The sequence below is a fragment of the Acinetobacter sp. G18 genome, from assembly GCF_052660225.1.
The window spans coordinates 1828861-1841664 of record NZ_CP109658.1; the positions used below are offsets into that span (position 1 = coordinate 1828861).

The window sequence follows — 12804 nt, forward strand, 5'->3', positions numbered from 1 at the left end:
AAACTAATAAATAGAAAGGATTAACCAAAATGGGGCGTATTTACAGGCCCCATTTTATTAAGTTTATAATTTAACTAGCTAGAGTGCTTTTCTTAAAATTATATCGAATTTTTTCTAAATGTAATGGGTGTTTGACCTGTCCATTTCTTAAAGGCTCGTGTGAAATTTGTAGGTTGTATATAGCCCAGATAAAGCGCAATTTCTTGTATATCCATATCACTATGAATTAACAAATGTTCAGCTTCTTTTTGTTGAGCTTCTTCAAGCAGTTGTAGATATGAAGAACCGACTTGGTTCAAATGGCGCCGTAATGTTCGGCTAGACATGTTTAAGCGAGTCGCAATTTCATCAAATGAGGGATAACCCACTTGTGGTTTTAAGTTTAGTTCGGCTTTTACGGTCAGGCATATATCTTTAATTTGCTCTGAAAAACGGATTTGTTCAGCTTCACACTGCGCCAGAGCTTGTTTAAAAGCAATGGGATCTGCCATTTTAATGGGTAAATCTAGAAGCTTTTGGGTATATCGAATTTGATTAGTCGCTTGATTAAAGCGAATAGGTGGCAATACGTGTTGATAGGCTTTGTGATAGGTAGGTTCTGGCCAATCCACCCATAACTCGATTTCAGCAAAATCATGCTCTATTAGAAATTGGCCAGTTTGAATCACACCAATCATTAAACATTCATAAAAAAATCGTCTAAGCGTTTCAGCTTGTTCGGGTTGATTGCTGACAATTGGGTGAGTTTCATTTATTTCAATAATAGAAAACTCATTATTTTCAAGCAAAGCAATACGATAATCTTTTAATCGCATGTTAAAGAATTGCGTTGAAACCTCAATGGCTTGACGAAGGTTTGGACTACTCATAAGGGCGTATCCCATCGGGCCATGAGCAGTTAAACGCAGTTTTAGTCCATATTCATATCCTAAGCCAGAATCTTTCGACAATAACAAGCTTTCCCACGCTAGCTTAGACCACTGCACAGGAGTAATTCGCGCATCTAGTTGATCTAAAAGGTTTAAGGGAATTTTACTTTTCTTCAAAATCTCAAGGGCTGAAAATCCTTTGTCGACCATGATTTCAAATAATAAATGCGCATAAGAAATAGGAATGCTGGCTTTGGAAAGCCCATACGGATCTTTCATATTACTTTTTGTTTTGGCCGAAAATGATTATCAGTATGTCTGATCCACATCTCACGCTCAAGTTAAAAGTTCGGAATAATCAAACTATTGTATTTTGAGCATCAATTATGAGCTTACATATTCCACAAGCTTCCTCTCGAGTTGTGATTACTGGTGCTTCATCGGGCATTGGTGAACAGCTAGCAAAACAGTTTGCTGTACGAGGCTATTCTTTAGTTTTGGTGGCACGTCGTGTAGAGAAATTAGAGGCACTCGCAGAAAAACTAAAAGCCGAATATCAAATATCTGTAGATTTATATCCATGTGATTTGGGTGATCGGACGGCGCGAGCTAAATTTCGTGATTATTTAGAAAATATTGAAGTAGCCATTCTTTGTAATAACGCTGGATTTGCAACTTTTGGCTGCCTACAAGACTTAGATGCAGATCGAGAGCGCGAAGAAGTTGAAGTTAATTCGGTGGCAATTCATGATCTGACTTTAGCGGTGTTGCCACAAATGCTCAAACGAAAATCTGGAGCAATACTGATTGTAGGCTCTACTTCTGGTCATCAACCCACTCCGGCAAATGCCACATATGCGGCAACTAAAGCATTTGCAAACTCATTTGCAGAGTCTTTACATAGCGAATTAAGTGGTACAGGCGTGACCTGTACTTTACTTGCTCCGGGTCCTACTAAAACAGGTTTTAATGAAGTTGCTGGAATTACCAAAATTGATGGAGTCGGTGGAAATTTTGTTTGGGTAACAGCAGAACGAGTAGCTAAAGAAGCGATTCAAGGCATGGATTGCAATCGCCGTATTGTGATTCCCGGTTTTATTGCGCAGGCGCAAACTTTCGGGGGACGTTATACCCCGCGCATCATCTTGCTCCCAATTCTGAAACAAGTATTTTCGAGATTAAAATCATGAGACAACTCATCAATGATTTAAGTGTTCCAGTGGGCTTAGCCAATCTTGGCAATAAGCTGTACCACAATGCGCAGTATTTGACGGCTGTTGTTGAAGTGGATGAAAAAGCGATGGCTCGTTGGTTACCGTCTGGGATGACACTGGTTCAGCCTGCCAGAGCTGATTTGTTCTGTGCTTATTTCCCGGAAAACGTCTATACGGGTGCTTACCATGAAGCGGGTTTATTCGTTCATATTAAAGTAGGCAATAAAACCGGAATCTTTTGCCCTTGGATGATTTTAGACGATGACCGCGCCATGATTATTGGACGTGAGTTGCTTGGCTATCCTAAAAAGATGGGTGAGATTAGTTGGGAAAATGATGGCAAACGTATTGTTAGCAATGCCTCACGCCGCGGTACAACACTCATTGAAATGGAAGCTAAGCTTGGTGAAGTCATTGATGATGCGCCTCCAATTTTAGGGCTACCACATCGTAATATCACAGGTGGGTTGGGCCTTGGTCTACCACGTGAGGTTCGATTTACCCCTAAAGAACACCCACTTGAAGTCCGTCGTGTAGAAATGAACTTACGTTTTACGGGCACTGAAAATGATCCTTTACATGATATGGGACTAGGGAAAGTCATTGAGGCAAGATTGCATCGAGTTGATTTATCGGGTGGGTTAATTCCTCCAATTCAAATACCTCGTCTACGCACGCCGTTATTTTTATTGCGCCAATTTAATCCTCGCGTTTTATAACTGGAGAATAAAGATGAATGCGTTCTTTAAGTCAAAACAAACACATGATTTTTCTAAAATCTCGGCTTCAATTGATATTCCTGTAAGAACAATGGATTTTACTTTTCCAGATGAAATTCCTGAGTTCTGGTTTGATAACAATGCTTTACTTACGATGTTGTTGACTGCATTATCGAGCGCATTTCCAGATGGTGAACGTCAATTTATTCATAGTGTGCGTAATTATCAGGACAAAATTAGCGATCCTATTTTGCTTAAACAAGTCCGAGCTTTTATTGGTCAAGAAGCCCATCACGGCAAAGAGCACGATGCGCTTAACGCTGTCATGCTTAAAAAAGGTTATCCAGTTGAACCTATTTATAAACGTTTTAAAAAAATGAACCGTATGTTGCAGCAACGATTTTCTTTAGAGCATCAGTTGGCTTGCACGGTATGTATGGAACATTTAACGGCAATTTTAGCGGACTATTTTATTAGTATCGCGCCCGAAGACTTAGAGTTGTTTAATGTTCATTTGCGAAAAATTTGGGCTTGGCATGCCATTGAAGAAACAGAGCATAAAGCTGTGGCGTTTGATGTCTACCAATCTTTAGTGAATAGACCTTACTTCTTACGGTTGGTGATGTTAGAAACCACGCTTTCTTTTCTCATCATTACCACCAGAGGAACAAAAGAGCTTTTAAAGGCTTCTGGCAAAAATAGAGATTTTAAAAATCTATATGTGGGTTTGAAATATTTGCTTGGCGGTCAAGGTGTGATCCGAAAAATTAGCCGCAGTTACTTAGATTTTTATTCTAAAGATTTTCACCCTTGGCAACACGATAACCGTGAGCAAATGATGAAATTAAAAGACATATATCTCAATGAATGATTTTTTAAATTTAGGAAGAAAGAAAATGACAAAACCTAATCCAAAGCCCACATTAGCAAGCCCTTTAACGTTAGCCTGTGGCATTACCATTCCAAACCGAATTGCCAAATCTGCAATGAGTGAACAACTTGCTGATCGGCATGGTTCACCGACCACTGACTTACAGCAACTCTATGCAGCTTGGGCCAGAGGTGGAGCAGGGTTGTTAATTACCGGCAATGTCATGATTGACCATCGTGCTTTTGTGGAACCACGAAATGTGGTTTTAGAGTCAGCAGAATTTCTGCAAGCAAATAAGTTATGGGCTCAGGCTGCTCAGGCCAATGGCAGCAAAATTATTATGCAGATTAACCATCCCGGCCGTGTTGCAGTTTTACCACTTTTGAAAAAGCCGATCGCGCCCTCAGCAGTTGGGCTTGATTTACCTGCTATGAATATTATTCGTATTCCACGAGCAATGACTGAAGCAGATATTTTAGAGCAAATTAAACGCTTTGCTACAACCGCAGAGCTTGCTGTTAAAGCCGGGTTTGATGGAGTACAGGTTCATGCAGCACATGGCTATTTACTCTCACAATTTTTATCACCTCTAGCCAATGTTCGGACAGATAAGTGGGGCGGTAGTCCTGAAAACCGACGCCGTATATTGATCGAAACGGTTCGAGCTGTACGAGCTGCAATAGGCAAAGACAAAATATTAAGTGTAAAACTCAACTCTGCCGATTTTCAAAAAGGTGGCTTAAGTCAGGAAGAATCGATAGACATTGCATTAGCTTTAGAAGCAGAAGGGATCGACCTCTTAGAGATTTCAGGCGGGAATTATGAGTCCCCTGCACAGTTAGGTTATGCACCAGATCGTTCTGCTCAGCGTGATGCATATTTTATTGACTATGCCACTGCACTTCGTAAACAAAGCAAATTACCACTCATGTTAACAGGTGGACTGCGCGATGTAGATTTTATGAACCATATTGTTGCCAATGGTACGGTCGATTTGGTTGGATTGGCTCGACCTTTTGCAGTACAGCCTGATTTAGCCAAACAACTGTTAGCAGGAAAATCGGTATTAGAACCAGCAAAAATTCCAGCCATTGGATACAAACCAGTAGATGCCTATTTGCAACTCGCTTGGCATGCTTCGCAATTTCGCCGTATTAGCAGTGGGCAACAACCCAAAGCGATTAAGGGCTTAGTGCGAACATTGATTGCCTTTGGTCCACGTATGGGTTTTAACATTTTGACTCAGGATTAATGGTAAATGCTTTTGATATATAAGGATTTATTATCATGAATAGTTTAATCAGACAAAACCATGTCATTGTGCCGCGGCGTCCAGTATTTAATTTTACTGAAACCCCATGTCATTGGATTTATGATGATCCCATAGTTTCACAGATATTAAATTCAATTAACCCAATTACACCTGCACCAGAACGTTGGTTTTGTCAGACGTTTAGAGATGCATTGCCTTATATTAAAGATGAAAAACTGAAAGAGGCAGCAATTGCTTTCATTAAACAAGAGGGTGCTCATAGTTATGGGCACACTCTCGGAACTCGGCATATAGAGGCGTTAGGGATTGATTTAAGTCGTTATACCAAGATGACGAATTGGATATTTAATGACATGATTGGCCCAAAACCATTAGGCTATGAATTGAAGCATCCACGCTTAAAGTCGATGTGGCTAACGACCCGATTAGCAATGGTGGCTGCTGCCGAGCATCTAACAGGAGTATTAGGGCATTGGGTTCTCAATGCAGAGGGATTACAACAAGCACCTGTCGATGTGGAAATGTTACGTTTATTGCAATGGCACGGAGCTGAAGAGGTAGAGCACCGTGAAGTAGCCGATGCAATGTTTAGATATTTTAGCAATAGTAATGTACTTCGAGTGGGGGCAGCGGTTTTCACGTTCCCTCTATTTATTGTTTTGGCTTATGTTGCTGTCGAAAATCTAGTAGAACAAGATGCGCAATTACCACATCGTTTTCGTTTCAAAGATTATTTCCGAGCAGCTCGACAAGACCGTGTGCCTAAAATTGATAATATAATATTTGCATGTTTGCGATACTTTAATCCCAACCACAGCCCTTTAAATGAAGGGTCAACTGAGCAAGCCTTAACTTTTTTATCTACAATAAAAGAACTTAACTAAATAAAAGCTTGTACGAATATTGCTTCTTTTAGGCTCAAAAATAATGAATAAGACCTTTTAATTCATCTTATTAATAGTCTATAGCCGCCATATGAGCGGCTATATAATTTTCGAACCCTTGCGTAATCTAGATAATATTTGAGCTATGTACCTTATTCATCAAATTGTAAAACAACTTTCCCTTTTGCTCGTCCAGTATTTACATATTGAAGCGCTTCTTTAATTTGAATAAAGTCATAGGTTTGGTCAACTACGGGTTTAATTTTTCCAGCTTCTACCAGTTCAGTAATTTTTGAGAGCTGTTGACCATTTGGCTGCATAAATAAAAATGTATAAGTAATCCCGCGTTTTTTTGCTTTATGTCGAATTGACCAGCTTAACATCGGAATAACACATTTTAGGAACCAGTTCGGATTAATTGCCTCTGCAAAAGCATGGTCAGGCGGTCCTGAAATACTAATAAGACGTCCACCACGTTTAAGAACGTTCAGTGATTTTTCTAAGGTTTTCCCGCCTTGTGTATCTAAGACTACGTCGTAATCTTTAAGCTCTTGCTCAAAATCTGTGGTTTTATAGTCAATGATGATGTCGGCACCTAACTCTTTCACCCAACCTATGTTTTTGCCACTGGTGGTGGTTGCTATGATGGCGCCTAATGATTTTGCAAGTTGAATTGCAATTGAACCCACACCGCCAGAACCTGCATGAATCAGCACTTTTTGACCAGCTTTAACTTTTGCAATTTCAACCAGTGCTTGCCATGAAGTTAAGGCAACCAAAGGCAGGGCTGCTGCCTGTTCCATCGAAATATTTTGCGGTTTAAGTGCAAGTGAAGACTGTTGAACGACTGTATATTCAGCAAATGCACCGTTTAAATCAGTCTTGGCATAAACTTCATCACCTACTTTAAACTGGCTTACATTCGAGCCTATTTCTACAACTGTACCTGCAAAATCATTGCCTAATATAAACGGAAACTTCACTGGAAGAATTGCTTTAAATTCACCCTCTAAAACCCTTAAGTCGAGAGGGTTAATGCTGGCTGCATGAACTTTAACGAGCACAGCGTCTGCTGTTAGTGGTGGTTGAGATTGTTCATCGAGCTGTACGTCATCAATGTTGCCATAACGGCTAATGTAGGCTGCTTTCATTTGAAACCTCTATTTCTCAAAATTATTTTTAAAGTTTTATAGGCTTGGGTTTGTTCTAAACTTTCAAGCTGCGGTGAATTAATTTGTCAAAGATCTTTGCTGGTGCAAATCGTCTTAACGCTTTTAAGCTTTTTGCAGTTTTTCCTGCTGTATAGCGTGGTACGACCTGTTGGCTTTGAATGACGGTTAAAATTGTATTGGCAACCACACTCGGGTCATCTGACTTATTAATTGAATTAATCATTTGTTTATGTAGCTTTTCACGCGTTTGATCGTAAAAAGAAATTTTATTATCTGCTTCGAGTAAGTTTACTCCCAAAGAAGTATTAGTGTAAGCAGGTTCAATAAGTGACACACGAATGCCTTGAGATCTTAATTCGTGATCTAAAGATTCAGAGTAACCTTCAAGTGCATGTTTTGATGCAGAGTAAAGTGCGCCAAAAGGCAAAGGTAAAAGCCCAAGAATTGAACTGATATTTAAAATAAGTCCTGATTTTTTCTGGCGCATATGTGGAATCACTGCACGAGTCATTCGAACCGCACCAAAAAAATTGGTATCAAAAATAGCCTGTGCTTGCTGCATTGAACTTTCTTCGGCACCAGCAGGTGCTATTGCAAACCCAGCATTATTAATTAAGACATCAATTTTTCCTTCGGTCGCTATTACTTTCTCAACGGCTTGGGCAACTGAATTGTCTTGATTTACGTCTAACTCAATAAGATGAAACTTATGATTTGATGAATCTTTTGCTCGTCGGCTTGTGCCATAAACCGTAAATCCTGCTTCATGTAAAAGCTCTGCTGTTGCCAAACCAATACCCGATGATGCACCTGTAATGAGAACTACTTTACCAGCCATATCATGTTCCTCACTTAAATTTTGTAGTCAATTCACGAATGAATTTCGACTTGATTTTTTAATCATAATCTAAAAATAAAATAGTTACTACTAAAAAGATAGTGACAATACATTTTTGTCCATGTATAGTTAGTACTAAATCGATATTAACTCTGTTTTTTATCTTTTCTCCCTTTGAAAGATCACTCATAAAAAACAGATGAATCAGATCAATGAATTAAATTTGAGGATCAGAGAAATGAAATTTTTATTAAATACAGTTGCTATGAGTTTGACGGCATTATCTGTTTTTAGCGCTCCCTTAACTCAGGCAGAAGTTGTGCCATCGGTTTCTTTTAATGAAACATCAATTCAGGCAAATAAAGTGTCATCAAGTGCTGTTAGCAATCCGCAAGCAGGGCAATACGCCGAGCAAGATACAAATTGGAAGAATGTACCAACTCAATTTATTAGTGCAGGTGGCGTTAACTTCGCTTACCGAGAATATGGTCAACAAAACGGTGGAACACCTGTCATTTTCTTAAACCATTTAGCTGCTGTACTAGATAACTGGGACCCACGAATTATTGATGGAATTGCGGCTAAACATCATGTTGTGGTGTTTGATAATCGCGGCGTTGGTGCTTCGACTGGTGAACTAGCAAAGTCAATTGAACAAATGGCAGATGATGCGATTACTTTCATTCAAGCAAAAGGCTTTAAGCAGGTTGATTTATTCGGCTTCTCGATGGGCGGCATGATTTCACAAGAGATTGTTTTGAAGCAGCCAAATTTAGTTCGAAAAATGATTTTATCGGGAACTGGCCCTGCGGGCGGTACTGGAATTAGTACAGTCGGGCGAGTTTCTAATTGGGATTTAGTTCGTGGAATGGTGACTGGTCAAGACCCTAAGGTTTATCTTTTCTTCACTCGTACAGAAAATGGTAAAGCTTCTGCAAAAGCCTTTATTCAACGTATTAATGAACGTACTGAAAACCGTGATAAAGAAATCACTATTTCTGCCTATCGTGCCCAGCTTAAAGCATTAAAAAAATGGGGAAGTAAAAAACCTGCTGACCTTTCTGTGATTCAACAACCTGTTCTTGTTGCCAACGGTGATCATGACCGAATGGTGCCAACAGTAAATACTTATGATTTAGCAAAGCGTTTACCGAATAGCTCACTTGTAATCTATCCAGATGCAGGTCATGGGGGAATATTTCAGTTTAATGAAGATTTTGTAAAACAGTCACTTACATTCTTAGCGAAATAAGAACTTAAATTTAGGACTATGACCATGACAACAATTACACACCAAACAGCCGAGACCCAATTCATTGAAGTAGATGGAGCAAATTTTGCCTATCGTCGATGGGGTAATGCAAATACAGAGCAACCACCGCTATTTTTTCTTCAGCATTTCCGAGGTGGTTTAGACAATTGGGATCCACTGATTACTGATGGTTTAGCTCAAGGACGTGAAGTCATTTTGTTTAACGGTCGCGGCATTGCTTCATCTACTGGCCAGCCCCGTACTCGCATTGAAGATATGGCAGACGACGCGGCAGCAGTTATTCGTGCACTAGGCTTAAAGCAGGTTGACCTATTAGGCTTTTCACTGGGCGGGTTTCAGGCACAAGATTTAGTACGCCGCCATCCTGAACTCGTCAGAAAACTGATGCTTTTAGGTACAGGGCCAAGAGGGGGTAAAACACGTGGCGATGATCCAGAAGTCGCGGCTTTGGTATTGAAGCATGCAACAACTGCTGTGCCTTCTGAAGAAAACTTCCTCTTTTTATTTTTTGGCCGATCTGAAGCTGCTATTCAGGCGGGGCATGAATTTTGGCAACGTCGCCATGAGCGTAAAAACCAAGATCCAGCAAGTTCAGTTGAAGTCATGCAGGCACAGATAGAAGCCAATATGCATTTTTTACCTAAACTTGATGAACAAGATCCTTTTGCACATTTACGTGAGATTAAACAACCTACTTTCATTTTAAATGGTGTCGATGATGTGATGATTCCGACCATTAATGCATATCACATGGCACTTAACATTCCAAACGCTCAGCTATTTATTTATCCCGATGCAGGACATGGTGCCCAATTTCAGTACCCTGAACGCTTCGTAAAACATGCAATCCAGTTTTTAGATGAATAATGCCCATGAGTTCGGTCCATTCAATTTGATGAATTAAGAAGATAAAAATGATGAAATTTAAATTATTGCTGTGGATGCTGACCAAGCTCATGCAGCGTGCTGTAAAAAAGAACCCGAAATGTGCAGCGTATGTGAAAGATAAAAATGTCATCTTTCAGATTCAAACAGCAAGTGGTGAAGGCCGCTATTTCGAAGTAAAAAACGGCAAGATTAACTCTTACTCAGGGCTAACCAAATCACCAAGTTTTACCTTTACGTTTAAAACGGGTAGCAAAGGGTTTGCCGTGTTGTCAGCGAAAGACAGTGTAAACACTTTTTTAACTGCACTTAAAACACAAGACCTTGTTATTACGGGAAATTATGTAGATGTGATGTGGTTTCAAAGTTTAGTGGACTTTATTCAACCTCATTCAAAACCTTCTTTAACCGTGTGAGATAAGGCCATGACTCATTTGCAATTAAAAACGAATCTTTTGAATCAGCCTTTAACTTTACCGAATGGTGTCATCATTCCAAACCGTTTAGCAAAGGCTGCAACCAGTGAAACCTTAGCTAGTTATTCAAATAATCCAAACGAAAAACATGTTCGGCTATATCAGCGTTGGGCCGCATCAGGGATTGGGATGATCATAACTGGCAACATTATGATTGACCGCAAAGCCTTAGGTGAGGCTGGCAATGTGGTGGTTGAGGATGAGCGTGATTTTGCAATTTTACAGAAATGGTCAAAATCGTGACCGAACAAGGTTCTCAATTGTGGGCACAGTTGAATCATCCAGGGAAACAATCACCGAAAGGATTAAATGTACGTAATATTTCTGCGTCTGCAGTACCATTTGGTGCAGAAATGCAGTCTTTATTTGCAACACCTGATGAAGCAACCCACGAAGAGATTTTAGAAATTATTCAGCGTTTTGGTCGTAGTGCTGCGATATGTAAAAAGGCTGGATTTAGTGGAGTCGAGATTCATACTGCACATGGTTATCTGATTAATCAGTTCTTGTCGCCTTTACATAATTTAAGAAATGATGAATGGGGCGGGACACCTGAAAAACGTCGTCGCTTTTTAATGGAAGTTTATGCAGAAATCCGTAAACAAGTCGGTAAAGAGTTTCCGATTGCCATTAAGCTTAACTCGGCAGACTTTCAAAAAGGTGGCTTTACTGAACAAGATTCTTTAGAAACAATTCAGGCTTTAGCAAATGCAGGCATTGACTTGATTGAAATATCAGGCGGTACCTATGAGTCTGGCGTAGCCAAAGCACCACAAAAAGCATCGACAATCGCACGCGAAGCTTTCTTTATTGATTTCGCAGAAAAAGTAAGAAAACTCGTAAAAACGCCGTTGATGGTAACAGGTGGATTCCGAACTGTAGAAGGTATGGATCAAGCTTTGCAGTCTCAAGCATGTGATGTTATTGGGATTGCAAGAATTATGGCGATTGAACCTGATGTCCCTAAATATTTGCTGGCAGGTAAAAATGGTCTTCAGTCGGTGAAACCCATCAAAACTGGTATTAAGAAGGTCGATAGTCTAGGTATTATGGAAGTACTTTGGTACACCCAACAACTAAAACGCATTGGAAAAGGTAAAGAACCGAAACCTAAAGAAAGTGGCTTATGGGCATTTATTAAATCAGTTTTACGCAGTGGTTGGGGAACTTATGCCACCCAACGTAGCCGAGCAAAATAACCCATTTACTTTACATCAGGCCAATAAAAAGCACTCCAATTGAGTGCTTTTATATTTAAATCATTCATTACTTTTGACTGATCGGGCGGGTGCCAATTTCGGCGCCAGTCATTTGGTCAATCACAATAGGCTTAATTTCTGTGCCTTGTTCTGCATCAATAAAAGTCACCATTTTTTCAGGTTGCTCAAAGGGTTTATATTTTCGACCCCATGCACCAATCACAAATAAAGCTGGTAAAAAATCTTTACCTGCTTGAGTTAATACATACTCTTCACGTGGTGGGTGTTCAGAATATTGTCTTTTTTCGAGTAAGCCTTCTTCTACTAAAACAGATAACCGTTTTGTTAGCATGGTTGGTGCAATGCCTAAGCTTTTACGAAACTGATCAAAACGTGTAAAACCTGCATGAGCATCTCGTAATATTAACATGCTCCACGCATCACCTAAAACTGAAAGTGTTCTGGCAATTGGGCAGACTTCAAGATTGCTATTTTTACTCATATCAAATTAATCAACTTAATGGTGACTACTAAAAAAATAGTAACACAATTCCACTTAATAAGCTATTAAGGGTTCGTATTAGTCTAAGAAAATGATTGTATTTATAAGATATTATTAAGTTGATATTTATAGTTTTAGTTAATTATGTAATCTAATGAAAAATAATAATTAATTAAATAATTTCTAGCCAATTTCACATTGACACCTTAATTTTTGAAGATTACCATTTGCGGGCTGGCCTACATTGCCAGCCGGTTTTGACGGACCGCTATTTGAACCACATCAGGATTATTTCTTCTGAGGAGTAGTCTTGTGTGCACACCCCGTTCCCTCCCGTAGCGGTAGGACGGGAGTGGGACACCTTTGGGTGTGCTGGAGTTCAAACCAGTCCGTCAACCTGCTTCCGTTCTGCCACCATAATTTATAATGCTTTGGCAGAACTCCCAAAAGAAGGAGTTGGCTATGCACATTCATAAATTATTGGCAGTCACTGTCAAAATCTATATCGACACCACTTAAATCACTTTAAAGCAGCTCGATCGCCGTAAGGTTTTCAGGGCTTTAAATCATTACGTCTAAAAAACTTGCTTCAACAATAAAACTTGAGATGTGCCAAGCACAGTCTTTAC

Annotated in this window: 12 protein-coding genes and 1 pseudogene; 9 read left to right on the forward strand and 4 right to left on the reverse strand. The window is 39.7% G+C overall.

What is annotated here, in order from left to right:
• Positions 1–98 precede the first annotated feature (98 nt).
• The gene (locus NE363_RS08760; RefSeq protein WP_445536281.1) at positions 99–1148 is read right to left on the reverse strand and encodes an AraC family transcriptional regulator; all 1050 of its coding nucleotides are present in this window, start codon (positions 1146–1148) and stop codon (positions 99–101) included.
• A gap of 107 nt (positions 1149–1255) precedes the next feature.
• Between NE363_RS08760 and NE363_RS08765 the strand changes: the two genes are divergently transcribed.
• The 5 genes from NE363_RS08765 to NE363_RS08785 are packed head-to-tail and all read left to right on the forward strand — an operon-like array spanning position 1256 to position 5830.
• Positions 1256–2059: an SDR family NAD(P)-dependent oxidoreductase gene (locus tag NE363_RS08765; RefSeq protein WP_445536282.1), complete on the forward strand. Its 804-nt coding sequence runs from the start codon at positions 1256–1258 to the stop codon at positions 2057–2059.
• Positions 2056–2802 carry an acetoacetate decarboxylase family protein gene (locus NE363_RS08770; protein WP_045431675.1) on the forward strand — a complete coding sequence of 249 codons (747 nt, stop codon included), beginning with the start codon at positions 2056–2058 and terminating at the stop codon, positions 2800–2802. The genes NE363_RS08765 and NE363_RS08770 overlap by 4 nt, the downstream gene beginning before the upstream one ends.
• A 13-nt stretch (positions 2803–2815) precedes the next feature.
• Positions 2816–3673 carry a metal-dependent hydrolase gene (locus NE363_RS08775; protein ID WP_445536283.1) on the forward strand — a complete coding sequence of 286 codons (858 nt, stop codon included), beginning with the start codon at positions 2816–2818 and terminating at the stop codon, positions 3671–3673.
• A 25-nt stretch (positions 3674–3698) separates the two neighbouring features.
• Positions 3699–4925, forward strand: a complete 1227-nt coding sequence (locus NE363_RS08780; protein ID WP_445536284.1) for an NADH:flavin oxidoreductase/NADH oxidase family protein — start codon at positions 3699–3701, stop codon at positions 4923–4925.
• Positions 4926–4960: 35 nt separating this feature from the next.
• A complete protein-coding gene (locus NE363_RS08785) occupies positions 4961–5830 on the forward strand; it encodes a metal-dependent hydrolase (protein WP_445536285.1) in 870 nt (289 codons plus the stop codon).
• A gap of 152 nt (positions 5831–5982) precedes the next feature.
• On the opposite strand, the gene NE363_RS08790 is transcribed toward NE363_RS08785, so the two are convergent.
• A complete protein-coding gene (locus NE363_RS08790) occupies positions 5983–6981 on the reverse strand; it encodes an NADP-dependent oxidoreductase (protein ID WP_445536286.1) in 999 nt (332 codons plus the stop codon).
• A gap of 55 nt (positions 6982–7036) precedes the next feature.
• Entirely contained in the window at positions 7037–7840 is an 804-nt protein-coding gene (locus tag NE363_RS08795) for an oxidoreductase (RefSeq protein WP_445536287.1), read from the reverse strand.
• Between the two features lie 238 nt (positions 7841–8078).
• Here NE363_RS08795 and NE363_RS08800 point away from each other — a divergent pair, with 238 nt between their 5' ends.
• From NE363_RS08800 to NE363_RS08815, 4 genes and pseudogenes are all read left to right on the forward strand, one after another.
• Entirely contained in the window at positions 8079–9092 is a 1014-nt protein-coding gene (locus NE363_RS08800; RefSeq protein WP_445536288.1) for an alpha/beta fold hydrolase, read from the forward strand.
• Positions 9093–9116: 24 nt separating this feature from the next.
• The gene (locus NE363_RS08805) at positions 9117–9980 is read left to right on the forward strand and encodes an alpha/beta fold hydrolase (protein ID WP_445536289.1); all 864 of its coding nucleotides are present in this window, start codon (positions 9117–9119) and stop codon (positions 9978–9980) included.
• Positions 9981–10027: 47 nt separating this feature from the next.
• Entirely contained in the window at positions 10028–10414 is a 387-nt protein-coding gene (locus tag NE363_RS08810; RefSeq protein ID WP_151761222.1) for a helicase, read from the forward strand.
• A gap of 9 nt (positions 10415–10423) precedes the next feature.
• A pseudogene (locus tag NE363_RS08815) lies at positions 10424–11673 on the forward strand (NADH:flavin oxidoreductase/NADH oxidase family protein).
• A 67-nt stretch (positions 11674–11740) separates the two neighbouring features.
• On the opposite strand, the gene NE363_RS08820 reads toward NE363_RS08815, so the two are convergent.
• Positions 11741–12175: a winged helix-turn-helix transcriptional regulator gene (locus NE363_RS08820; RefSeq protein WP_347912824.1), complete on the reverse strand. Its 435-nt coding sequence runs from the start codon at positions 12173–12175 to the stop codon at positions 11741–11743.
• Between the last annotated feature and the right edge of the window lie 629 nt (positions 12176–12804).